14 protein-coding genes are annotated in these 26907 nt (G+C 48.9%); 5 read left to right on the top strand and 9 right to left on the bottom strand.

All coding sequences use genetic code 11. The features are described 5' to 3' along the window. Positions 1-264: 264 nt before the first annotated feature. Together AABK39_RS21995 and AABK39_RS21990 are read right to left on the bottom strand one after the other, a co-directional pair. Entirely contained in the window at positions 265-1956 is a 1692-nt protein-coding gene (locus tag AABK39_RS21995; protein ID WP_338395151.1) for a sodium:solute symporter family protein, read from the bottom strand. Between the two features lie 145 nt (positions 1957-2101). After that, on the bottom strand, positions 2102-2410 hold the full coding sequence (locus AABK39_RS21990; protein WP_338395150.1) for a DUF4212 domain-containing protein: 309 nt from the start codon (positions 2408-2410) through the stop codon (positions 2102-2104). Between the two features lie 230 nt (positions 2411-2640). Between AABK39_RS21990 and AABK39_RS21985 the strand changes: the two genes are divergently transcribed. The 5 genes from AABK39_RS21985 (at position 2641) to AABK39_RS21965 (ending at position 7714) form a co-directional block, all read left to right on the top strand. Next, a complete protein-coding gene (locus AABK39_RS21985) occupies positions 2641-3156 on the top strand; it encodes a MarR family winged helix-turn-helix transcriptional regulator (protein ID WP_338395149.1) in 516 nt (171 codons plus the stop codon). Further along, on the top strand, positions 3143-4663 hold the full coding sequence (hutH, locus tag AABK39_RS21980; RefSeq protein WP_338395148.1) for a histidine ammonia-lyase: 1521 nt from the start codon (positions 3143-3145) through the stop codon (positions 4661-4663). The genes AABK39_RS21985 and hutH overlap by 14 nt, the downstream gene beginning before the upstream one ends. A gap of 142 nt (positions 4664-4805) precedes the next feature. Further along, entirely contained in the window at positions 4806-6494 is a 1689-nt protein-coding gene (hutU, locus tag AABK39_RS21975) for a urocanate hydratase (RefSeq protein WP_338395147.1), read from the top strand. 340 nt (positions 6495-6834) lie between these two features. After that, complete coding sequence (locus AABK39_RS21970; RefSeq protein WP_338395146.1) at positions 6835-7269, top strand: hypothetical protein; 435 nt, start codon at positions 6835-6837, stop codon at positions 7267-7269. A 13-nt stretch (positions 7270-7282) separates the two neighbouring features. Then, positions 7283-7714 carry a hypothetical protein gene (locus AABK39_RS21965; RefSeq protein WP_338395145.1) on the top strand — a complete coding sequence of 144 codons (432 nt, stop codon included), beginning with the start codon at positions 7283-7285 and terminating at the stop codon, positions 7712-7714. Between the two features lie 299 nt (positions 7715-8013). Here the strand turns inward: AABK39_RS21965 and AABK39_RS21960 are convergent, their stop codons facing one another. The 7 genes from AABK39_RS21960 to AABK39_RS21930 all read right to left on the bottom strand — a co-directional run bounded on the left by AABK39_RS21960 (position 8014) and on the right by AABK39_RS21930 (position 26811). Then, a complete protein-coding gene (locus tag AABK39_RS21960; protein ID WP_338395144.1) occupies positions 8014-8883 on the bottom strand; it encodes a DUF4249 family protein in 870 nt (289 codons plus the stop codon). A gap of 203 nt (positions 8884-9086) precedes the next feature. Continuing rightward, a complete protein-coding gene (locus tag AABK39_RS21955) occupies positions 9087-11690 on the bottom strand; it encodes a TonB-dependent receptor (RefSeq protein WP_338395143.1) in 2604 nt (867 codons plus the stop codon). Between the two features lie 338 nt (positions 11691-12028). Further along, positions 12029-13045 (bottom strand): type IX secretion system membrane protein PorP/SprF, encoded by a 1017-nt coding sequence (locus AABK39_RS21950; RefSeq protein WP_338395142.1) that lies wholly within the window; start codon positions 13043-13045, stop codon positions 12029-12031. Positions 13046-13048: 3 nt separating this feature from the next. Then, a complete protein-coding gene (locus AABK39_RS21945; protein ID WP_338395141.1) occupies positions 13049-20545 on the bottom strand; it encodes an MBG domain-containing protein in 7497 nt (2498 codons plus the stop codon). 447 nt (positions 20546-20992) lie between these two features. Further along, complete coding sequence (locus AABK39_RS21940; RefSeq protein ID WP_338395140.1) at positions 20993-21622, bottom strand: helix-turn-helix domain-containing protein; 630 nt, start codon at positions 21620-21622, stop codon at positions 20993-20995. A 223-nt stretch (positions 21623-21845) separates the two neighbouring features. Then, the gene (locus AABK39_RS21935; RefSeq protein WP_338395139.1) at positions 21846-23450 is read right to left on the bottom strand and encodes a RagB/SusD family nutrient uptake outer membrane protein; all 1605 of its coding nucleotides are present in this window, start codon (positions 23448-23450) and stop codon (positions 21846-21848) included. Between the two features lie 85 nt (positions 23451-23535). After that, positions 23536-26811, bottom strand: a complete 3276-nt coding sequence (locus AABK39_RS21930) for a TonB-dependent receptor (RefSeq protein WP_338395138.1) — start codon at positions 26809-26811, stop codon at positions 23536-23538. Positions 26812-26907: the final 96 nt, after the last annotated feature.

Raw genomic sequence — 26907 nt, 5'->3', positions numbered from 1 at the left:
TTTAAAATTAAATACTGGCAATCTTTCCAAAAAAGAATCTGTTCTCAGGAATAAGGCACAATATATTAAAACATCAATAAAATCATTTCATATAATTGATAAACAGAAAAGCTATACTTAGCGATGCATAGCCAAAGCCTCATTAATGTTTTTCAATAAAATAAATGACGCATATTTAAAAAAGACCCGATCTCTACAAGCGTAGAAAACGGGTCCAATCACAGAGATTCCCAAAGCAATACCGTTCAGCCTAATGTGTTTCCATCAATGTTCCACAGCCTCACCGGCTCCCTTAGGATAACGGATATTCTCCACAATTTCGCAAACATCCTGTGGCGGAGGGGCGGTAAACGAACAAACCGCTACCGAAACGATCAAATTAGCTAACATGGCTACGCTGCCGAAACCTTCGGGCGAAATACCGTACCACCAATCTTCGGGTGTGGTAGGGCCAAACATACCGAACTTAAAGCGTAAAATATAAAACACCATCAGCCCCAGCCCGGCCAACATACCCGCCACGGCACCTTCTTTATTCATTCTCTTATAGAATATTCCCAGAATAATGGCGGGGAAAAATGTGGACGCCGCCAAACCAAAGGCCAAAGCCACCACAGCGGCCACAAAGTCGGGTGGGTTGATTCCGAAATACCCGGCTATAGCCACGGCCACAGCCGAGGCCGTCCGGGCGGCCGCCAATTCATGACGCTCCGATATCCTCGGCATTAATTGCTTTTTCAGCAAATCATGCGACACCGCCGTGGATATTACCAACAATAGTCCCGCCGCAGTGGACAATGCCGCGGCCAAACCTCCCGCCGCCACTAAGGCAATTACCCAATCCGGCAGATTGGCGATCTCGGGGTTGGCCAGCACCATAATATCACGGTCTATAGTCAGCTCATTGGCGCCGGCATCGGCCAAGTATTGGATCTTGCCGTCAGCGTTTTTGTCTTCGAAACCAATCAAGCCCGTCTCTTCCCACTTGCCAAACCACGCCGGCACCTCATCATAATTTTTTTCGCTAACGGTCTGGATAAGATTTGTTCTGGCGAACGCCGCGATAGCCGGCGCCGTGGTATATAAGATTGCGATAAAAACCAACGCGTAACCCGCAGAAACCCTGGCGTCACGCACCTTTGGCACGGTAAAGAAACGAACAATTACATGTGGCAAACCGGCAGTACCCAACATTAAAGCAGCCGTTATGGCAAATACGTCCGTCATCGATTTCTGGCCGGAAGTATAGGCTGCAAAACCCAGTTCCTCCGAAAGCCCATCGAGACGGTCAAGTAGGTAAACGTCCGTCCCCTCCAATGTGGACCCGAAGCCCAACTGCGGAATGATATTGCCCGTGAGCTGAAGGCTTATAAATATGGCCGGAACCATAAAAGCGAAAATCAGAATACAGTACTGCGCCACCTGCGTATAGGTAATGCCTTTCATTCCGCCCAAAACGGCGTAAAAAAACACCAAGCCCATTCCTATCATAACGCCCGTTTCGATATCCACTTCCAAAAAACGGCTGAACACCACGCCCACGCCACGCATCTGCCCCGCCACATAAGTAAACGACACAACTATGGCGCAAATCACCGCCACCAGCCGGGCCGTCTGCGAGTAGTAGCGGTCACCGATAAAGTCAGGTACCGTAAATTTCCCGAATTTCCGCAAGTACGGCGCCAGCAACAGGGCCAAAAGCACATATCCTCCCGTCCAGCCCATCAGGTACACCGACCCGTCGTACCCCATAAACGAGATCAGCCCCGCCATGGAAATGAACGAGGCCGCCGACATCCAATCGGCGGCGGTGGCCATACCGTTGGCCAAAGGCGACACGCCTCCGCCGGCCACATAAAAATCTTTGGTGGAACCCGCCCTGCTCCAAATGGCGATGCCCATATATATCATGAATGTCGTCCCGACAATCAGGTAAGTCCAGTCTTGAATATCCATATATCGACTTAGTTTTTGTGTCCGAAAAAATAATCCACACTCACCCAAGCGCTACATCATCACTCCGCACATCACTGCCCTACCTGTCCGTATTTTGCCGGAAATACTTTTTTACACTTTATTTTTTTGATTCCTTCATAGTCCGTCACCCCTCGTCCAACCCATGTTTACGGTCCAGCCTGTTCATCAGCCACACATACACAAAAATCAAGGCTACAAACACATAAATAGACCCTTGTTGCGCAAACCAAAAGCCCAGCTTAAACCCTCCTATACGGACAGCGTTCAGCTCATCGACAAACAGAATACCGCAACCGAACGACACTACAAACCACACCCCAAGCAAGACCGCCAAGTATCTGAGGTTGGCGGTCCAATAAGAACGTAACACGGCCGTCTCCGGAAGCCGGGCTTCCTTTTCCAAGACTTCTCCGTCATTAGAACCATGCGTCATCGTAATAAATTTTAAATGTTTAAAAATGAATTATCAACTGCACATACCTAAAAAACATTCATATAAACTATTAAAAATTTAAAATAAACACAAAGAAATCGACGCTTATAGCTTTGGAAAGCAAGTCCTGATCGGAGAAGACATACACCTTATCCGCAAGGAAAAAAACCTCCTAACTTGCATATTTCACAAACTCAAACCATATTACGTAGGTACTTACATAAAAAGGCATGGCGATATACAGCGAACAGGGAGAGTTGCTTTTCGGTACCTACCTCAAACGGATAGCCACCCGCTTCCAGCAGGACGTGGTGAGGATTTACGCCTCACAGGGCATCCGTTTCGACCTTAGCTGGTTTCCCATATTTTTTCTGCTTAAAGACGGCGAACAATACGCCGTCACCGAGCTCGCCAAAGCCGTAGACATCAGCCATCCGGCGCTTAACCAAATCCTCAAAGCGTTGGAAAAAGAAGGGCTGGTAGTCATTGAAAAAGATCCGGACGACCTCAGGAGAAGGCTTGTCAGCCTCAACGACAAAGGCCTCTACCTCAACCGGAAAATTCAGCCCATTTGGCAAGGCATTCGCGCACATATGGCCAAGATGATCGCCGACATACCCGACGGCGACAAACTCTTCGGCATCCTCAACGCCCTTGAGGAAAAAATGCTGGCCGATAATAGCCTTTTCGAAAATGTAACAAAAGGGCTCTCACAAACAACATCTACCCAAAATGAAAACGTTTAACTACGGAACCGACCGCCTGACCGTCAAGGTTGCGCTGGACATCGCCGAAGGGCGTGTCCGGGGCGCCTTGGACGCCGGCACCCGGCGCAGGATCGAGGCTTCGGCCCGACACGTCCAAGACATCGTCGAGGGCGAAAGGGTCGTATACGGCATCAACACGGGCTTTGGCCCCTTATGTACCACGCATATTTCCAAGGAGGAAACCACCCGCCTCCAGCGTAACCTTTTGATGAGCCACGCCGTGGGCGTAGGTGATCCCATAGCTCCCAAGCTGGCCAAGCTTATGCTGATCACCAAGGCGCACGCCTTGGCCAAGGGCTACTCGGGCGTACGCCTGCGCACGGTGGAACGCATAATTTTCTTTATCGAATCCGATATAATACCGGTAGTGCCCGAACAAGGCTCCGTCGGCGCCTCCGGCGATTTGGCTCCGCTTTCCCACGCTTTCTTGCCTTTATTGGGACTTGGCGATGTGTTTTACAAAGGAAAAAGAGAAAACACGGCGCATGTACTGGGGAAAGTCGGTATCGCCCCGCTGGACTTAGGTCCCAAAGAAGGCCTCGGTCTGATCAACGGCACGCAGTTTATGCTTTCGCACGGTATAATGATCACCCAAAAGCTCCACAACTGCCTTGAGCAAGCCGACATCAACGGCGCTCTGATGGTAGAGGCGCTTAAAGGTTCGGTCATGCCGTTCTCCGAAGAAATCCACCGCATTCGTCCGCACAAAGGTTGTCTGCATGTAGCCCACCGCATGACGGAGATGCTCAAAGGGTCGGAAATAGTGGCTTCCCACCACGACTGCGACCGCGTGCAGGACCCCTACTCCCTGCGCTGTATTCCGCAGGTACACGGCGCCTCGCGCAACGCTTGGAACCACCTCAACGAGCTGATAGAAACGGAACTTAACTCCGTAACGGACAACCCGATAGTGTTCGACGCCGACCATACCGTAAGCGGTGGTAATTTCCACGGACAACCCATAGCCATGGTAATGGATTACGCCGCCTTGGCCGCCGCCGAGCTCGGCAATATCGCCGACCGCCGCATCTACCTTTCCATGGAAGGGAAATCGGGCATTCCGAAACTGTTGATGGAAAGCGCAGGTCTGGATTCGGGCTTTATGATCCTGCAATACACCACCGCGGCGTTGGTAACGGAAAACAAAACCCTCTGCTACCCCGCCAGCGCCGACAGCGTACCTACCTCCATGGGGCAGGAAGACCACGTAAGCATGGGATCGATCAGCGGTAGAAAAGCCCTGAAAGTAATCCAAAACCTGGAACGCATACAGGCCATCGAGCTATTGGCCGCCACCCAAGGCCTGGAATTCCGTCGTCCGCTCAAGACCACCGATGTACTGGAAGCTTGCGTGGACCACGTCCGCAAGAGCGTAGACAAATCCGAGAAAGACAAAATCTACACCCAAGATATCGAACAGTGTCGCCAAATAGTCGCCAACGGCGAATTGGTAAACATTGTGGATCAATATATTACAACTCCATAGAGACATGGCACGCCTCGTCTAACCCGAGGATGGATAACCGGTTTGATTGATTTCGATTTGATTTAAAATCCACAAACCATAACCTGAAATACCCCACGCTGAGACAAGGCATGCCATGTCTCTACGAACAAAAATAACTGTCATGAATAACGAATTTGAAAAAAAATATAAGGCCTTTATGGCCGAATACGCCGCGCACCCTCACTATAAGGCCCCGCACGGCGACAAACTCAACACCCTCTCTTGGCAGACCGAAGCCCCGTTGAGAATGTTCCTCAACAACCTCGACGCCGAAGTGGCCGAAAACCCCGACGACCTGGTGGTATACGGAGGTACCGGACAAGCCGCCCGCAATAGGGAATCGGTGGAAAAGATCATCGAGTGCCTGATGAAACTCGACGACAACCACAGCTTGATGGTACAGTCGGGCAAACCGGTGGGTATTATCCCAACCCACCCCGAAGCGCCCCGCGTGCTGATCGCCAACAGTAACTTGGTGCCAAAGTGGGCCAATTGGGAACACTTTGAGGAACTGAAGAAAAAAGGCCTGATGATGTACGGCCAGATGACGGCCGGAAGCTGGATCTATATCGGCACCCAAGGCATCTTGCAAGGTACTTACGAGACCTTCGCCGCCTGCGCCCGCAGACATTTCGGCGGTAGCCTCAGCAAAAAGCTTGTAGTCAGCGGCGGACTCGGCGGTATGGGCGGAGCCCAGCCATTGGCCGCTACCCTAAACGGCGCGGCATATTTGGGCGTAGACGTGGACCCGGAACGCGTAAAGAAGCGTATCGAAACCCGCTACCTTGACAAGATGACACACTCGTACGAAGAGGCGAAGCAGTGGGTGTTGGAGGCCAAAGAAAAAGGCGAAGCCCTGTCGGTAGGTTTGGTGGCCGATATCGGCGATTCGCTGGAGCTGTTGCTTAAGGACGGTATTATCCCGGACGTGCTCACCGACCAGACTTCCGCCCACGATCCCGTATTCGGCTATGTGCCCGATACCCTCAGGGGCGACGAAGTTGAAAAAGTCCGCAACGAAGATCCGGAACGCTACAAAGAGCTTTCGCTCAAAAGTATGGCTCGCCACGTAGGCTTTATGTTGGAAATGCAAAAGCAAGGCGCTGTCACTTTCGACTACGGCAACAACCTCCGCGAATTCGCCAAACAGGGCGGAGAACCTAACGCGTTCGATTTCAACGGATTCGTTCCCGAATATATCCGGCCGCTTTTCTGCGAAGGCATGGGGCCGTTCCGCTGGGCGGCACTTTCCGGCGATCCGGAAGACATCTACGCCACGGACCAGGCCCTCAGGGAACTGTTCCCCGACAACAAGCACCTGATCCACTGGCTCGACGAGGCCAGAGAGAAAGTCGCTTTCCAAGGCCTGCCGTCACGCATCTGCTGGCTCGGCTTGGGCGACCGTAAAAAAGCGGGCCTTAAGTTTAACGAGATGGTACGAGAAGGCAAACTAAAAGCTCCGATCGTAATCGGACGCGACCACTTGGACTGCGGTTCCGTAGCCTCGCCAAACCGCGAAACCGAAGGCATGAAAGACGGTTCGGACGTCGTATCGGACTGGGCTTTGCTCAACCTGATGGCCAACGCCACGGGTGGCGCCACGTGGATCTCGTTCCACCACGGAGGTGGCGTAGGAATGGGCTATTCGCAACACGCCGGCATGGTAGTTTTGGCCGACGGTACCGAACGCGCCGACAAGTGCATAGGCCGTGTCCTGCACTCGGACCCGGCCATGGGCGTCTTCCGCCACGCCGACGCCGGATATGACAAGGCTATGGAAGTTCGTAAGGATTTTGGGTTAGAGATCTAAGACGATTCGAAGACCATAGTCTTTGACGATTCTAAAGAAAAAGGCTCCCCGCTAACGGGGAGCCTTTTTGGTTTTATGGTTATTAGCCGGCTACACTCACCTCTAGCTTTAGATGACCTCAAGACGACAACATCTCTACTATTTACATGTCTGTTTGACCAAATGACGGCGATATATAACATTAGGATGAATATGAACGGATAATGGAGAATAATAGCTCAACCGTAAATACATATGAGTGATTATTCATTTATTTTTACGGAATATAATAGCTTATTCATTTCTAACCGTCATAGTGAGGACGCACAAATAGCAGAAGGATAAAAATAACTTATAGTAAATGAAAAGACTTCTTATCACGGCGTTACTTTCATGCGCCTTTTTTGTGACCAACGCCCAACACATCAATGGGATTACAATTGGTGACAACATCGACAAGTATTACAAGCGAATCAAGAAGGTAAACGATAAGGAATATACCACTTGCGGTATGTTGCTGTCTTGTCGGGGTACCATCAGGATCCTACTCAATGAAAAGAACGAAATCAGATACCTTACATTCAAGTATGATCGTGGGTTATCATTCAACGAAGCAAAGAACGCAAACGCATTGCTTAGGCTTGAATATGGATTGTCAGGTGAAGAACCAAGGACATTACTTAAGGACAGGCGATGGCTGTACAGAAAATTCACATTAGGGCTACAGACAGACTTTGAGATATTCAAAAGGGAAGACGGGAAATATGACATTGACCTGAGACTGTCGAAGATTTAACACGCATTTTTATATGAAAAAGTTTTTAATCGCAACATTGCTCTCATGCGCCTTTTTTGTGGCCAATGCCCAAGAAATCAATGGTGTGTACATGGGAAAGCCTGTCAGTGACTATCATAAAATATTGACAAGGATAGACAAAGACACCTACGAGGTTGAATCTACCTTTATGGCTAACACTGGTAAGCTATCCGTCACACCAGACAGACACGGAAAGGTAGCCTATATGCACTACGGTTTTAAGAAAGATATGTATATGGCAGATATCCGAATCATATTAAAATGGTTAATGAAAAAGTATGGAGATGGATTTGAATTGTCACCCAGCAGTAACCAAGATTTTTTGATGTACAATCTGATTAAAAATGGGGTGAAACACTCGATAGTTATATCTGGAAATGGAGAGCCTAAACGCATGTCATTCTCTATGCTGGGGGGATTCTAGTTACAACAGACGAACTAGCTGACATTGTAGTACAGGGCAATAAGGGCGTAAAAAAATACAGTACAGATAACACCATTAATCTTGATACTGGCAAGTTCAAGAAAAATTATTAAGAAATTCTCTTTTTGTGTTGTATGAGATGAAAGCCCGGCTAATACCGGGCTTTTTAAATAAAAGTCATCACCCATGAAACCAGCACCTTCATACAAATCGGATGTTGTTTTGGTATTTTAAAATATCTAAAATAAATACCCAGTCACATGAAAAGGCACGGCGTGCCAAGTCTACATAAGCCATGCTCAATCCCGCTCATTGAGCCTTTCGCTGTATTCCTTCTCAAACTTGTTGAAATAAGTCCACTCCGAATTGCTTTTCGCTCCAAACACACCGAAAGCGTTATCAAAATTCGTATACGTGGCCGAAGGTTCGGTAAAAGGGTTTTTTAAATCCGCGATCTCCGCATAATTCTGCCAACGGGCGTATTTCCCAAAGTGGGTATCCAGTCGGGAAACGGCTACCCGCAGTTCCAACCATTCCTTATCATGATTGTAAGGTCGATCATATATGGCCACCGTTTCCGTCATACCAGATGATACTCGATTAAGGTCCTGAATCGGGAAAGGCCTCTCACGGTCATAAGGGTAAATGGTTCTTTTATGTGATATATACCAATTCTCCGGACCATATTGGGGTGTTCGAAATTGGCGGTAACGCGCTTCCAAAGCGTAAAAATCTTCAGAGTCAGGGTTATCTTCCCAAGAAGCTTTGAGCATCGTCAACCGCCCCTCTTTATCTTCGGTCAAAATCAAATTTACCTTTTCCAACGCTTTGGGAACAGTGCAGGAGGCCGTAGCGTCAGCCAATGGCGATTTTACTCTTAAGGTATACCGCTTTCCTTCAACAATCGGAAATTCGGAGGCCAGCAAAGAATAACATTTCTCACTTGGGAGGTATGGTATTTCCTTCGTGATCTCGCCCGAGGATATTGTTACCGTAGCATCGGCATATTCTTGCGCCTCTTCTTCTTCACGACGCTCTCCGAAAAGGCTGAGGTTTTTATAAACCTTAACCTTTATCGTCTCGTCTGTCGGCGAAATCACGGAGAGAACAGTTAGCTTGCGTTCGGTTATTCCCAAATCTTCGGGATCCACCTCAACGTCAGTAGCCAAGTCACAAGAAAAAAGCAGAGCGCTCAGTGAATATAAAGCAATAAGGATTAGAGAAAAGGAAAAACTATATTCTCTACGAATGATGGCGGTTGTTAACCGGCTATTTGCAAATGTCTTAAAACGATTGATCATAACAATGTCAGTATTAATGCCTTTCGGCATATGTCTGATAAAACCTTCAGCTGTTTATTTCAAACGATTGTTTATCCGATAATGAACTTATAGCTAAAGTAGGGCAATATGGGAAAGAGCGTGACTTTTCTAAAACTGGTTTTAGTCACTTCAGAATCCGGACTTGAATCAGTGTTCGTATAATAGAAATAGGGATTCTTTCGATTATACAGGTTATATACCCCCAGTTCCCAAGTCCTGCGTCCCCAACGTTTGTCTTTATGAAACTGCACGCTTACATCCAAACGGTGTTGCGCTTCGCCTCTGAAATTGGACTTCTCGCCGAAAAGGTCCTGAAAGTGGTTCGTTCGGTTCGGTTCCGGATAGTTAAGGCTCACGCCACGCCCCGATGATATGGTATAAGGCGTACCGGAACCATAAGTCCATGAAAAGGAGAATGTCCGTTTTTTGCTCGGCTTATATATACCGACAACAGCCAAATCGTGCCTACGGTCATGGCGTGGCGCATATGACTTGCCTTGGTTGTTGTCCGGGGCTTTGACACTCGCCTTCGCTATGGTGTAGCCTATCCAGCCGGTCACTTTTCCGGTCGTCTTCCGCAACAGAAATTCCGCCCCGTAAGACGTTCCTTTCCCTTGGGTAATCTTATCCGACCAATCGAAATCCACACTGCGCACATCTATATCGGTGGCTTGGCTCAGATCGAGTAAATTCGCACCATCACGGTAAAGAACCAAGCCATTCGTTTCCTTGTAATACGTCTCAGCTGTAAATTCCAAACCGTGGTCAGGGAAATCCTTTACCCATCCCGTGGCCGTTTGCCATGACGTGGCCGGCTTGATCTTATCCGTGCTTGGCACCCACAAATCCGTCGGCAACCCGATCCCCGTGGTGGAGAGCAGGTGGAGATATTGGGTCATTTTGGAATACGAAGCTTTGATTGCACTATTGGATCCCGTTTTGAGAGAGAACGCCAACCGCGGTTCCCAACTCGTATAGTTTTTGTCATTGGCCTCGAAGGCGGAAATCCTCGCCCCAAAATTGGCCTGAATATACTTGCCCAACCGCATTTCGTCTTCCAAATACGCATTGTATTCCATACTATATTCCTTGGGCACATGTTGACGATATGATCCGTTCTCTCCATTGTTAATGTCTATGATATTCGGCCTAAATCTCCTACGGGAAGCCGAAATACCCGAACGCAATTGATGGGCGTTGGAAAGACGATAATCAAAATCACTCTTAAGCGTCAGGTCAGATATTGTCGAGGTATATTCGAAACGGTAATCATCCTCATCCACACGATCATACTTCCGTTCATAATCGATATTAAACTTGAAATCGCTGTATATGGCGGAGGTGTTTACGAATAATCGGTCTGAAAACTGGTGGTTCCACCTCAAAGTCCCCGTGCGGTTCCCCCAACCTATAAGCAAGTGTCCGCTACTCTGCTTGAAATAGAAATGATCATTGCCGAAATACCCGCTGGCATAGAGCCTGTCCTTTGGACCGAACGAACGGTTAAACTTGAGATTTACGTCGTAAAAATACGGTGTGGCCTTGTCTTCGGTAAACGGACGCAAAGCCAAATCCAAAAATGATCTGCGCCCGGAGGCCAAGAAAGAGGATTTTCCTTTTTCCAAAGGGCCTTCCACCGTCAACGAGCTGGTGAGCACCCCTATAGCTCCCCGCGCCCTAAAGCGCTCACGGTCGCCTTCTTTCATATCCATTTTCAGTACCGAAGACAAACGCCCGCCAAACCGGGCCGGAAAACCGGACTTGTGCAACGTTACGCTCTTCAGGGCGTCGCCGTTGAATACCGAAAAGAACCCGAACAAATGGCTTGCGTTATAAACGGGAGCGTCGTCAAGGATAATAAGGTTTTGGTCCGCACCGCCGCCGCGAACGTACAGCCCCGAATTACCTTCTTGCCCGGACTGCACACCGGGCATGAGCTGAAGGGTCTTGAACACGTCTTTCTCCCCCATAAATGAAGGCAGGTCCCTTACTTGTTCCACCGGCAAATTAATACGCCCCGAATAAGGCGTATCGCTAGACAAAGGCGCCTTATTCGACGCCTTCACGACTACGGCGTCAAGAGCCACAAGGTCCGGAGACAAACGTATCTCAACCGGGTTTCCGGCATTTGCGACAAGCACAGTGTCAAGAGGCGCAAAACCGATTGCCGAAAAAACCACCCTTGCGCCGTGTTTCGGGATTCGCAAAGAAAAAAATCCGTAGCCGTTAGTGGCTGTCCCCGTACCGGCATCGGGAAGCAGGACCGTGACACCAGGAAGGTTCTCGCCACTGCCGGTTTCCCTGACATACCCGTTTAGGGTTCTCAGATCGGCTTTCGCCGTTTTGTTTTTCGGGTTCGGCAACAACAACAAGGTTCCGTTTTCCTCGAAGCAAATCACCTTGCCAGACGCCTCCAAAATCTCTTGTATTTCTTGTAAAGAATAAGACCCCCTGTCAAAATAAAAGTAACCGGCGCCTTTCAATGCCTCTTTACTATAGGCTACTTCCCGGCCGGCATTCCGCAAAGCGTCCACCACCCCAGATAAGCCAAGGCGGTTTTGGGGAATACGCACGTTCACACTGTCACTTTGCGCCCAAAGCGAACCGCCCAATAATTGAAATACAAAAATAAATATCGTCGCGAATCTTTTCATTGATACTCGTTTTATAAAAGATCTATCCACGACGGCAAAGCGCAATACCGGCCAACACGATATTTTAACTTAAGGGTATGCATATCGCAAATATCGCAAGCCTTATCCGATTAAAAAACAATCCGATACGCAACGGGCGCCATCGTCACGTTACGGTATAGTTTTCGTTTTTTACCGTCGTTTCGTGATTATGACAAGCCAGTTGGGATATACCCTAAAAAGCGGAGATGTTTTTTTAGAAAAAAATTGAGCGAGTATATGAGCACTGACTTAATGGTCAGCATTAAAAATATAATATCCTGAGGCAGGGGTGATTTTATCAAACATAAAATCCAACCTCACCAAAAGCGTCTTTTCTGTCCCTGATACCTGAAGCAGAAAACACTTAATCCCAGTTCCAATAGCGTCTTGTTGTCACTTATGCCGCCTTCTCCTCCCATTGGTTGTGACACCGTAATATCGACTCGACCACGCTGTTGTATCAACACTCCCGCTATCAAGCTAAAATACTCGTCGGGACTGACAATAACCCCGGCTCTTATTCGCTCTTTATACTCTATTTGCGACACAACAGCCACGGTAGTCTTTTTCTCGTATACATTTAGCATACACGAATTTAACCAGTCGGTGTTACCAGCTAGCGGAAGTCGATATCCACCGGAAATTCTATGAACGTTTAATACCGAAACATTTCCCAGATTAAAACCGCTCTCCCCCACTTTTCTGGAAAAAGCGTATCCCCCGTAAAAGTTTTCGCCATGCAATGCCAAGCCCACTCTAATACCGTAAGCAGTGTTAGCCCCTCCATTCTCCACAAAAGACCTATAAACGGGATCCAATTCATCGCGAACAAATATCCCGTCTTGGTCGGCCTCGAAACCGCTCAGGACAAACCCTGCGCCACCCGAAATTCTCAGCTTTCTGCTCAAAGGAACATGAATAGCGTAAGCTACTTGCAATTGGGTTTGGCTCACCCAGCCACTGCTTTGTCTATGCGCGGAAATACCCATACCCGAGCGGTAGCTCTTTCCCTGCCCCATTGATTTGGCATTGCTTCTGACAAAGATGTCAGGACGCCTTCCTTTTAAAGCGTTGACTCCGTAGTTCTTCATTTGGTCGTATGGAAAAACGAAGTTGGCTGCGACTAGGTAATTATCCGCACGAAGACCTTGGCCCAAACTTACCGCACCGTAACCCATACTAAACGACCAATAAGGATTCGAACCGGCATAAGCCGGATTCAAGGCCTGAGGCGTTTGGTAATACTGCTTGAAGCCTATGTCAGATTGCCCTTTCAGCGTGTGGCCTAGGCAAAAGAACTGTATGGCAAAAAAGAAAATTATCTTACGGTCCATGACTTATTTGCGAATAAGAATCCTGCCCTTGTAATTCCCACCACGATTGGTGGTGATTTGATAGAGATATACACCTGAATCGACACCCGAAGCGTCCCATTCCGAATTTTCACCATACTGGTCATTACGGTAAATCAGCTTCCCCGACAAGTTGTATACAGATACGCCCACAGTTTCGTAGTAACGGGTGTTCAAAATATTCCATGTGTCGTTCATGCCATCACCGTTCGGCGTAATCATAGTCGGAATATTCAAGTCAGGAAAATAATTGTCTTCAGTGACACGTAGGATCCCGTCTTCATATTCCAAAAAATAATTAATGGCCACGCCACCTGATAGGCTAATCATATACTCCCCCGGCTCAGAGTCGATAACCGCCTCACAAGATGCCGTGGGCAGCGTTTCGAAAACAGCTTGGCTATCATCATAGCGAAAGCCTGAATAGATTAAGGTCCAAACGGGATTAGACTCCCCATACCCCCTTACTTTATCTTCGGCTTTTATAAGTAATGGAGCTTTCGTGACTATAAAGTCCGAAGATTGGAACGTAATATCGTAATTCGGATGGGTGAGAGAGCCTTGCCGGATAGCGTAAGCGCCCGCATCATTACCCGGATCCCTCGACAGCGCACCCGACAGCTGGTCCGTACCAAGAAGATTATCGGCCGTGTAAGTCAATACCGGATCAACTGTCCCGTAAACCTTGCTTAGGCCGGCGTCAACGATAACTTTTAGCGGTGCCTTCGTGACCGTAAAGTCCGAAGTATGGAACGTAATATCGTAGTTCGGATGGGTGAGAGAGCCTTGCCGGATAGCGTAAGCGCCAACATCATTGCCCGGATCCCTTGACAGCGCACCCGACAGCTTGTCCGTACCGATAAGATTATCGGCCGTGTAAGTAAATACCGGATCAACTGTCCCGTAAACCTTGTTTTGGCCGGCGTCTGCGATCACCTTTAGCGGGGCTTTGGTCACCGTAAAGTCCGAAGTTTGGAACGTGATATCGTAGTTCGGATGGGCGAGCGAACCTTGCCGGATAGCGTAAGCGCCAACATCATTGCCCGGATCCCTTGACAAGGAACCCGACAGATTATCCGTACCGATAAGATTATCGGCCGTGTAAGTCAATACCGGATCAACTGTACCATAAACCTTGCTTTGGCCAGCATCGGCCATAATCTTTAACGGGGCTTTGGTGACCGTAAAGTCCGAAGATTGGAACGTGATATCGTAGTTCGGATGGGTGAGAGAGCCTTGCCAGATAGCGTAAGCGCCAACATCATTACCCGGATCCCTCGTCAGCGCGCCCGACAGCTTGTCCGTGCCGAGAAGATTATCGGCCGTGTAAGTCAATACCGGATCAACTGTGCCGTAAACCTTGCTTTGGCCGGCGTCAGCGACCACCTTTAGCGGAGCTTTAGTAACCGTAAAGTCCGAAGATTGGAACGTAATATCGTAGTTCGGATGGATGAGCGAGCCTTGCCGGATGGCGTAAGTACCCGCATCATTACCCGGATCCCTCGTCAGCGCACCCGACAGCTGGTCCGTCCCGATAAGATTATCGGCCGTGTAAGTCAATACCGGATCAGCCGTACCGTAAACCTTGTTTTGCCCAGCGTCAACGATCACCTTTAGCGGTGCATTGGTGACCGTAAAATCCGAGGATTGGAACGTAATATCGTAGTTCGGATGGGTGAGAGAGCCTTGCCGGATGGCGTAAGCGCCAACATCATTACCTGAATCCCTTGAAAGGGAGCCCGAAAGCTTGTCCGTGCCGAGAAGATTATCGGCTATATAAGTTAATACAGGATCAGCCGTACCGTAAACCTTGTTTTGGCCGACGTCAGCGATCACCTTTAGCGGGGCTTTGGTGACCGTAAAGTCCGAGGATTGGAACGTGATGTCGTAATTTGGATGGGTGAGCGACCCTTGCCGGATGGCGTAAGCGCCCACGTCATTGCCCGGATCCCGTGACAGGGAGCCCGACAGCTTGTCCGTGCCGAGAAGATTATCGGCCGTGTAAGTCAATACCGGGTCGGGCTGTCCGTATACCTTGCTTTGGCCGGCATCGGCCATAACCTTTAACGACGCTTTAGTAACCGTAAAGTCCGAAGTATGGAACGTAATATCGTAGTTCGGATGGATGAGCGATCCTTGCCGGATGGCGTAAGCGCCCGCATCATTACCCGGATCCCTCGTCAGCGCACCCGACAGCTTGTCCGTGCCAAGAAGATTATCGGCCGTGTAAGTCAATACTGGATCAACTGTGCCGTAAACCTTGCTTTGACCGGCATTTGCGCTTACCTGAATAGGTTTCCTGTTTATGGTAAGCGTTATCGTTTTTTCAAAGGGCAAGTAGTCGGCGTCCTCTTCAATCCTCAGTTTTATACGGAGGCTTCCGGCATCGCCCAAGTTAACTCTTCTATTTCCCAAACCCGAAAGGCTTGTTTTCTTAGGATCGCCCACAACGCTGAAAGCCTGCATCCCCGTGGACAAGGTGGTGGCTGACAAATCAAAATCGGGATCGCCGTATGTTTTGCTTATATCCGAAAAGTTGACGGTAGGAGCTTTTTTAGGCTCTGTAGTAAAGGTCCAGCCCGTTTGGCTTTGAATACCTGAAAAGGGATTCCCTGACAAGTCTTCTACCACCCCCGCACCTATTTTAACATAATACGCCTTCCCCTTTTCCAATACCTTCCCGAGGGTAAGGCTAAGCGTACCGCCATTGACAGTAACGCTTTTGTCACTTACCGGCACAGTTACCGCCAGAGTATTATCTTTTGCGTCAAAAATCTGTAATGGTCCCGTTCCTTTCCGAATAGTCTCGTCAAAAATAACAGACAACGAAGTTGGAGGCACGATTTGCTTAACACCTGAGGCGGGAGTAAAACTTACGACTTTGGGCGGTATTATCTCCTTCACCCGAACCGTGAATGTTTGATCGGTAACACCGCCCTTCCCGTCATCAAGCCTTAAGGCTACAGGAAAATCTCCGGGCATAGGGGCTATGCCTTCCAGATAATAATTTCGGGTGATTTTGCGGATATAATGAGGCGTATCCACCACATAGATTGTTCCTGTCTCATCCACAGCCATATCTATAACGTGGTTAAACATCGCTACACCACCTTCTCCATTTATATATCCTGCGTTCTTTGCTCCCGCCAACAGGTTTTGTTTGAATGTGCCATCGGGTTGCCTCAAATAGGCAAATATTTGCTTATTGTTCGTATTATAAAAGTTGCCTGACCCGTCAATTTCCAATGCTGCAGATCGGTATGCAATACCATCTATTACCGTTTTGCGGTCAACACTGCCATCGGCATTCTGGACGAGATGTACTATAGCCTTGCTATTATTATCATTTACATATAATTCCCCTTCAGAACTGGTAATCAAGCTATTTAGGTCTCCAAATTTAAGTATCCTACCGTCTGAACTCTTTAGTTTATTAATATTAATTGTATTATTATCTAGGCCTATTTTCCATATAAAACCTAGTGATGCAGAAAAGTTGTCCAAAGTCCCTACATATATACTTCCCTTATTATCCTGAACAATCCTGCCTGGGTAACCAAAGTCTTTCTTTATGACAAAGTTATTATTGTCCTCACCTATAAAAGAACTAACCGTTACGGTACCATCAGAAGCGGATTTAATCAATCTAATTTTTTTGTTAAAAAAATCGGTCACATAAAATCCCCCAATATCATCTGGCATTAGATGGGTTGGGCCATTAAAAGTCGCGACACCTCCGGCCCCGTCCATAGCACCAATAGCACCCGTTCCCGCCAAAGTACTGACAGTATAACGACCATCAGGGGATTGAACAATTTTTCTGATATTATGATTCACATAGTCGGCGACATATACTGATCCTGTTGTATCTACGGATAGCCCATTCGGATAACCGAACTCCGCAGACCTCCCATCACCATCATTAAAGCCAAGATTACCGTTTCCAGCAACGGTGCTCACCATTACCTTCTTCTCCAGACTGAGCCAAGAAGGCATATTTACAGCCGTAACCTTCATGGCATGTTTATCAGCATCAAAGCCTATTATCTCATAGCTGTATTGATTGCCTTCATCCACTTCGGTTATAGGTTGGCTTCGGAATTCAGGCAAACGATTGGATCGGGTTTGAAATCTCCACTTACTCGGTCCGGAGATACCGGCAAAACCGTTACTGGCTATATCTTCGATAGCCCCGGCATCCATCTCTACATAGTAATTCTTTCCTAGCCCAAAAGCCTTATCAGCCCTAATGGTAACCGAATTGCCTTCCGCAAATACATTACGGGTTGTGACATCGATAGTCTCCACTACGGAATTATCCGAAAGATCTTTGATATATACATTCCCCGTTCCTTTCCGTATTGGCTCATCGAATTCAATACGCAGACGCTCGGTCAATGGTATATCAGTAGCATCGTTGGCGGGAGCAAAACTAACGGCCTTGGGCGGGATTATTTCCTTCACCCGGACCGTAAATGATTGTTCTATATAGCCCCCTTCTCCGTCCTTAAGTTTTAAGATTACGGGATAGTCTCCGGGAATGCTCGCGGTTCCCGATAAAACGGCTTCTTGCGCGATTTTCCGGATGCGGTGATTTTGTTGGTCGGCTACGTAGACATTACCTTCGGCGTCCACCGCCACGCCGGTAGGCAATGTGAATCTCGCCGTGGACCCCTCCCCGTCTTGGAAGCCTCCAGCGCCACTTCCCGCCAAGGTGCTTACCTCTACCGTTCCATCGGGGTTCTGGCTAATCTTCCGTACCCGGTGATTCCCTTGGTCGGCGACATAGACATTGCCTTCGACGTCCGTCGCCACGCCAGTGGGCCATTTGAATTTCGCCACGGACCCATCCCCATCTCGGAAACCTTTATCGCCGGTTCCCGCAAAGGTGCTTACATTGACTGTTCCGTCGGGGTTCTGACTAATCTTCCGTATACGGTGATTATTGTAACCCGCCACATAGACATTGCCTTCGGCGTCCACCGCCACACTGGTGGGTCTATCGAATTTCGCTACGAATCCGGCCCCGTCTTGGAAACCTTTAGCGCCGGTTCCCGCAAAGGTGCTTACCTTTACCGTTCCATCAGGGTTTTTACTAATCTTCCGTATTCGGTGATTCCTTTGATCCGCCACGTAGACATTACCTTTGACATCCACCGCCACACTGGTGGGAAACTTGAATATCGCCATGGCTCCATCTCCGTCTTGAAAGCCCCCTACGCTGGTTCCCGCAAAGGTGCTTACACTGGCCGTGCCATCAGGATTTTGGCTAATCTTCCGTATCCGGTAATTCCTTTGGTCCGCCACGTAGACATTGCCTTTGGAGCCTATCGCCACTCCGGTAGGATTCTGGAATTCCGCCACAGCTCCATCTCCGTCTTGGAAGCTGTAACTGCCGGTTCCCGCTAGGGTGCTTACGGTTGTTATTCCATCGAGGCTTTGACCAATCTTCCGTATCCGGTTATTATTGATGTCCGCCACATAGACATTGCCTTCTGCGTCCACCGTCACGCCGTAGGGGGTGTTGAATTTCGCCACGGTCCCGGCACCGTCCTGGAAGCCTACAACGCCAGATCCCGCAAGGCTGCTTACGTTTGTCTCCTCCTTCAGGCTTAGCCAGCTGGGTATCGTCGAAGCGCCCAAGTCCAATTGGGCGACGCTCGCGTTGGCCAAGCTAATCTCGTAACGGTAGGCGTCTCCTTCGCTCACCTCCGTCACTGGGGCGCTAGTGAATTTGGGCGGTTGCAATGTCTCGAACATCCATGCCGTCTTATCCGAAACCCCGGCGAAGTCATTCCCGGAAAGGTCTTCGAAGGCGCCCGCCGTCACCAGCACGTGGTAGGCCTCGCCTCTCTTCAGGGTGGCAGTCAAGTTGATGGTTGCCGTTTTCCCGTTGACGGAAATACCGCCCGCCTGAATGGTTTCGGCGGTAACGTCGTCGGAGCTCCTTATAACCGATACGCTCCCGGTTCCCGTTCGTACGGCCTCGTCAAAAGTGATTGTCAGTTTGTTCGGAATACTTATGCCCGAGGCCTGCGGAGAGGGTGTGTAAGATATCGCCTGTGGTGGCGTAATGTCTTTGACCTTGATAGTGAAGGTTTGATCTATATAGCCTCCTTTCCCGTCCTTAAGTTTTAAGATTACGGGATAGTCCCCTGGAACGCTCGCGGTTCCCGATAAAACGGCTTTTTGAGCAATTTTCCGGACGCGGTGATTATCTCTGTCCGCCACGTAAACACTGCCTTCGGCATCCACCACCACGCCGGAGGGGGAACCGAATTGTGCCACGGGTCCAGCCCCGTCTTGGTAGCCTTTAACGCCGGTTCCCGCTAGGGTGCTTACAGTTACCTGTCCGTCAGGGCTTTGTGTGATCTTCCGAATCCGGCTAACATCTGCTACGTAGACATTACCTTCACCATCCAACGCCACGCTGGAGGGGTAGCGGAATTTCGCCGTGGCTCTGTCCCCATCTTCGAAACCACTAATGCCGGTTCCTGCAAAGGTGCTTACGCTGACCGTAACACTAGGGTTTTGCGTAATCTTCCGTATCCGGTAATTCCATTCGTCCGCCACGTAGACATTACCTTTGGCGTCCACTGCCACATCATCGGGCCAGCTGAATTTCGCCATGGCTCCATCCCCGTCTTTGAAATCGTATTCGCCAGTTCCCGCTAGGGTGCTTACAGTTATAGTTCCATCAGGGCTTTGCGTAATCTTCCGGATGCGGTTATTCCACTCGTCCGCCACGTAGACATTGCCTTCGCCGTCTACTACCACACCATCGGGATGTCTGAATTTCGCCAAGGCTCCATCCCCGTCTTGGTAGCCTTTAACGCCGGTTCCCGCTAGGGTGCTTACGGTTATAGTTCCATTAGGGCTTTGCGTAATCTTCCGGATGCAGTGATTCCATTTGTCCGCCACGTAGACATTGCCTTCGGCGTCCACAGCCACACCGTTGGGATTTTTGAATTGCGCCGTGGAGCCTACCCCGTCTTGGAAGCCGTAACCATCTGTTCCCGCCAAAGTGCTTACAGTAGCCGTTCCATCAGGGCTTTGCGTAATCTTCCGTATCCGGTTATTTCCCCAATCCGCCACGTAGACATTGCCTTCGGTGTCCACAGCCACATCACGAGGAAAAAAGAATTTCGCCTTGTTTCCGGGCCCGTCTTGGAAGTCTCCAAGCCCGGTTCCCGCCAAGGTGCTTACGTTTGCCTCCTCCTTCAGGCTTAGCCAGTCTGGAATCGTCGAAGCGCCCAAGTCCAATTGGGCGACGCTCGCATTGACCAAGCTGATCTCGTAACGGTAGGTGTCTCCTTCGTTCACCCCCGTCACCGGGGCGCTGGTGAATTTGGGAGCCGTATTTTGAACGGAAGATGTTTGCCCGCTAACTTCCGGAGTCGCTCCGGAAAAGACGAGGTACAGTGACAGAATAGTTATATGTACCAGCCGTAGAATACGGCTCGGTTCTTTGACGAAAAACATGGTATTATTTGTTTGTCAGACCTTCTGAAGACGCAATGGGTTCGGCTTCAAACAGGATCCTCCGGGGTTGATTACAGGCGATTGTTATTCAACAAAAATAAGTGGACGAGACCAGAAAAAACGGGTCCAAAAGCCGAAGGGCCTCCGTACTTTGTGAACGGGGGTGTATACTTTGTGAATAGCGTGTTTTATTTTGTGGGAGCTTATAGGACTTACCCTTTTGTAAAGACATCAACTTAAAAAATAGGCAACGAGAGACAGGGAAGATATGTCCAGTTCCAAAAAGGCCGTACCTCCTGTTTGAAAACTCTCCGGATGATCTTGTTAAAACGCGACAAGGGTTGGAATGACCTTCCACACGGCTAAAAATGAAAAGATCGAGGGGAACCGGAAGGCAATATCAATTCAAAAGTTGTAGGGATTAGACTTGTCCTGTCCACACAAACCTCAAAAAATGGCATATCCTCCAAAGAATACCGTCTTTAAAAAGAAATCCCTGCCTAACGATTTGAAAAGTATAACGAGAACGGACAGGGTAAGCCCAGTCCCTATATAAATTACCGTCAACGGTATTGCGCATTGAATAATCTCGAAACGGTACCATAAACACACTTCAGCAATCAATCCTTTGCTCTCTACCACAAAACCATCTGCCACCGCAAGGTTCCGACCTTGTGGTTTAACCAACGGTAAGGCTCCAGCCTTACTCTTGCCCGATATGTATCTCCTATACCGCCAAGCCTCCGCTTTACGAAAAAAACGGTCTTGGTAATAATCATACCAATGGATATGCAAATGCGAAAGGTGGGCATATTTCAACCCAAGATTTCGCAAACGAGAATTAAAGGGCACTCCTCCGCCAAAAAGTATTCGATCCGTTACGGCCATGCCTTGCCGGATATCACGGGCGCGTTGGGCGCGCCAGAGGTCATAGTTTTCCCTACCGCCATTGCGCATAATCTCACGTCCCACGGTTCCTCTATGGAAACCGATACCACGGGCTATCTGAGCGTCCGTTTTGCCATTGCGGATGCCTAGGTATATTTGGGCTCTGTGGGCGATGTTCAATTGAGACATGGCTGTAATTAAAGGGCTTATGTCATTAAATACAAATTGATTCGGAGAAAACGAGTCTAAGTTTAGACTGAATAGTAAGTGCCGTCATTTACAAATAAGCACTCATTCAACAACCCAAAGAATATATTACGATCAAAATGAAAAGAGCCATTTCCCGAAAAAGGAAACGGCTCTTAAAATATTGGGGTTACCCGAAGGCATTCACTCGCCTTTCAGATAGATCTTAATAATAACGTTGCTCCAATTTTGGATTGGCGTTAATCGCTTGTTGAGGTATCGGAAAAACCTTTCTATGGTCTCCGTTCGGTTTGTGCGACAGCCAGCTTTTGGTGGTAAAGGTTCCGAAACGAATCATATCTCGACGGCGATGCGCTTCCCATGCGAACTCATAGCCAAGTTCGTCATACAGGCCTCCGTATGCGACGGCGCTCTGGTCGCCGGCTTCGATCTCCGTGCCGTAGTCGGTCTTGTAGAATCCGTATTGGTACTTCGTGTCGGCGTTCAGGTCTGCTCCGGTAAGCGTTGCGTCGCTTTCATTCTCAAAATTACGTTTACGAACTTGTGTCACGAGCGTAGCCGCCTCATCGGCCTTGCCTTGACGCAAAAGACATTCGGCCTTCATCATCATTACCTGTGTATATCGGAAGAAGGGAAAGTCGTTGTCCAGCTGGAATTCGGCGCCGACTTTAACCTCGAACTTATTCATTCGATAGCCCTCCGTTTCGCTTGTATACGAAGCGTTCGGGATGTCTTTGGTATAGGTCAATGGCTTACCGAGCTTATCGTAATTCCCCAAGCACGGCTCGGTGCTGTTGTGTTTGTACTGCGTGCCGATCAACCAATTGTCGGCCAAACGTCCGTCTTTCTCATCATAAGTATCGATGTGTTGCGTAATGCCCATAGCCGTTCCGGCGCCCCAAGGAGTGGAGTTAAGCAACAGTTTGTCCTTCATACCCGCACCCCATGAAAACAGATGGGTGAAGTTATTACCTTTGGCGTTTATGTTGTCGAATACGATCGGGAAAATGATCTCCTTCGAATCGGCGTGGTTATTCGTGCTGAAGGGCGTGCGATAGTCCGCATCCATCATATACTTGCCCGAGTCGATAATCTCCTGACATACCTTCAGGCAAGCGTCCCACTTCGCTTCACCCGTATATACTTCAGCATTCAGGTATACATTGGCCAAAAGTGCCTTCCCTGCCCAACGATGGAAAGTCCCGTAGCTTTTTGAATCGACAGCTTCGTTCAAATCCTTATCGATGGCTGTAAGCTCGGCTACTATAAAGTCATAAAGCTCTTTGCGCGTCGACAGTTCGGGAAGTTCCTGGCTAGAGCTGGTTACCAAAGGAACGTCGCCGAAATTGTCCATCAACTGCCAATAGTAAAAAGCCCTCACGGCGCGCATTTCGGCCATGTATTCCGTCTTAATCTCGTCTGTAGCCGGAATCAAACCCGACTCCAACTGTTCGATGACCCTATTACAATGTATAATGCCCGTATAGGGTTTGCTCCAAAGGTGCCTCGACTGCGGGGACTCCGAATCCCAACTATGAAAGTGCATCTTCTTGAAAATACCGCCGTCATCCCACCCCGAGGCGTTCGCCGGTGCCACGATCTCATCGGTGCAGAGTTCTTGGCTCATATAATATTCCTGTATTCCCATCAGGTAGCGCATATTGGCATAGGCGATGCCCATGGCCTGCCTCGGGTTCGAATAGCTGTATCCGTCCTGCGATATTTGCGAAAAAGGGGCCTCTTCCAGATCGTTACAGGACATCAGCCCCGTTAAAAGTGAAAGGGAAAGTATATATAATGTTCTTTTCATTTCCTTAAAAATTTAAACCTAAAGCGATTAAAGTCCGGGAGGGGTATGATGTAACGGGTACCCCTCACCTTCTACTTTCTACAAATCAAAAAGAGGCGCTGAAGCCAACCGTAAACGAGCGTGTGCTCGGGTAGCGGTGCTTGTTGTCGACGCCGGGCACTAGCGGATTGCCGTTATAGGAGGTGCTCACTTCCGGGTCGTTGCCATTGTAACCAGTGAAGGTGTAAAGGTTCAAAGCCGAGAAGTATACGCGGGCGTTTTTGATCTTGCTGTTTTTCAGATCGAAAGTATAACCAACGGTCACGTTATCGATCTTCCAGTAGTCGCCGTCTTCGAGGTAATAGCTTACGTATTGCAGTTCCTGATCGTCGGCCAAGACTCGTTTGCCGTAGATCTTATCCGAGCTTGACTTGAGAATATTGCCACGGGTAAGCATAACCGGCGCTTCGTACCACATGCGGTTCTGGTTCAGGATCTGGAAACCGAAAGCGCCACGCATCAAAACGGAGAAGTCCCAGTTCTTGTAACGAACGGTGTTATTCCAGTTCAAATTGAAATCCGGAAGGCCATTGCCCAGCACTTGCTTGTCTTCAGGCTGTTGGTCCTTGATTGATTTTGGCTCACCGTCGGCGCCTTCGATAATCCAATAGCCTTGGTCGTCGATGTCTATGCTTTTGTATCCGTAAAAGTTACCGATCGGTTCGCCGATGGCGATTCGCTGCAGTCTTTGCTGGATCGGCTCACCGGCTGATCCCAAGTCGATAAAGCCTCCTTCGATGCGGAAAGATTCGTCGCTAAGGCTAACGAGTTCGTTTCTGTTGGTCGAGAAGTTAATGCCCGTCGTCCATTCCAAATCCTTTTTCTTCACGGCCAGATAGTTGACACTCAGCTCCAAGCCCTTGTTATCCATCACAGCGGCGTTGGCGAAGATGTTATCATAAAGGTACGGTGGCGTCGGAACCGGATAGTTCATGATCAGGTCCGTCGTACGACGGTTGTAAAGGTCCAAGGTGCCGAAGAGGCGGTTGTCAAAAAGTCCGAAGTCGATACCGATATTCGTTTCCTTCTTTTTCTCCCAGCGCAAGTCGGGGTTCACGTTAGTCGCGGGCGAAACGGCGAAGCCCCAGTTGCCATCGTAATAATAACTACGCTTGAAATTCAAAAGGGCCAAAGACATATAGGCTTCGTCAGGCTCGATTCCCGTCACGCCATAACCGCCACGAAGTTTCAAACTTGAGAGCACCTTGCTGTCTTCCAAGAAAGATTCCTTATGGAGATTCCACCCCAAGGATACCGCCGGGAAGCTTCCCCATTTATAATTGTCGCCAAACTTCGTGGAGCCCTCATGGCGTACACTGGCCATCAACAGGTACTTGTCTTTATAAGCGTAATTGACACGGGCGAAGTAGCCTACCAAAACGCTTTCGGTTTTGTTCGAGCTCATACTTGCGGCACCGTCTTTCAGCGCCCGGCCACCGCCCAGGTTGTTATACGTTGTCTCGTCAGCGGGAAAATTATAGTTTCTGGCGCTGAATCGTTCCGAAGTGTTCTTACGGTAACTGTATCCTCCGAGAAAAGAAAAAGTATGCTCGGCCCACTCTCCGTTATAGAGGCCCGTGAGTTCGAAAAGGTTATCCTCGTTACGGCTGAACGAACGTCTGGCAAGGCCGTTTCGGTTGGAACGGGCCGTAGAGTAATGCTTCTTCGATTCGTAATATCCTTCGTTATGTTTTTTGATATTGTTAGAAGCCAAAGCCTTAAAAGTCAAAGCTTCGATAGGCGTATACGTCAAGGCTCCGAAACCCCTGAGGTTGATCACGTTATTGTCCGCTTCGGTCTCCTCAAGCAAGGCCACCGGATTCTGATACGCCGTGATGCCCGGATGCTCCGACCACTTTCCATTGGCGTCCTTCAAGGGGTCCGTAGGGTTGTAAGTCAGTCCGTTACGGTATACATTGTTGTTGTATCCGTAATAATCCTGCGAATAACCGCTCAAAGAAAAGTCGGCCTTCAGCTTATTATCAAGCATGCGGTGCGACACTTCCACCCTTCCGAACATCTTCTCGTTATCGGATTTCTTGATCACGCCTTCCTGCATCCTGTAGTTCACGTTGGCGATATAGGTAGTCTTGTCATTACCGCCCTTCACCGAAAGGTTATATACCTGCGATACGGGCGTGCGGGTAACTTCGTCGAGCCAATCCACGTCCGAACCATAGTCCGTGGCTCCGGGCTTGCCAGCCTTCACCAACTCGCGGTATTCGTCGGCCGAAAGGAACTCCACATTGTTGATCAGCTTCTGCGTTGTAGCGTAAGCGTTCAGCTCCACCGTCGTCGGCGTTCCTGTCTTGGCCGATTTGGTCGTGATCAAAATCACGCCGTTCGAACCTCGGGTACCGTAAATCGCCGCCGCCGAACCGTCTTTCAAAACGTCCAGAGACTCGATGTCTTCCGCCGCCACGGTATTCAAGTCGCCGGGAATTCCGTCGATCAATACCAAGGGTCCTGTGCCGGAATTGATTGTCGAGATACCCCTAAGGTTGATCTGCGTGTTGCTGGTCGGGTTCCCGTCGGGACGGGTGATCGACAAGCCGGCCACTTTGCCTTGTATCAAAGAACCGGCGTCGTTTACGGCACCCTGAGTAAAAGCGTCCGACTTCACGGAACTTACCGCCGTAGTAACCCGTTCGCGCTTCTGCGTACCGTAACCCACGACCACTACTTCCTCCAGCTTGGTCAAATCTTCGGCTAGGCTAATATCGATCGTCGAACGGTTATTAACCTGCACCTCTTCGCTGACATATCCGATGAATGAAAAAACGAGAACATCCGACTTCGAAACCTCTAACGAGTAGCGCCCCTCATAATCAGTAATCACACCTTTGACGGTTCCTTTTATCAGGATATTCACGCCCGGAAGGCCTTCGCCATCTTTATCGGTGACTTTTCCAGACACCGTAAGCTTATTATCCTGCGCATTGCGGGTATTGATGGAATCATCGCTCTTAACGGATTCTTTCACCGCCTTTTTTCTTTTGATCAGAATAAGGTCTTTTTTGATTTCGAAATCAAGGCCCGTACCCTTAAGCATGGTCTTAAGCACGCCTTCAATGCGTTGGTCCTTAAACTCATAGCTGATCATTTTCTTGAGCTGGATGTCCTCATGGATAAAGACGACCGAATAGTCGGTCTCTTTCTCGATCTTCCTAAAAGCCTGCTCCAAGGTAATCTTATCGAAGCGGATAAAAACAGATCCATAGCCCTGGGCCTGTACCCCCAACCAGAAGGCCATCAAAAAAGTCAGGGCCTTCAAAAAGCTTTTCCGGCCGGAAAAGCCTTTCTTTTCATAGTTGTTTTTCATAAATTAAATCGTTTCAGAATATTGAAAAATGTATCGGGGAAGAGGAATGTACCAGATTCCGATTCCCCGTATTTGTTAATGGCCGTTGCCATTCGT

This window comes from Fulvitalea axinellae (assembly GCF_036492835.1).
GTDB classification, from domain to species: domain Bacteria; phylum Bacteroidota; class Bacteroidia; order Cytophagales; family Cyclobacteriaceae; genus Fulvitalea; species Fulvitalea axinellae.
This window is presented reverse-complemented; position numbering and strand designations above follow the sequence as displayed.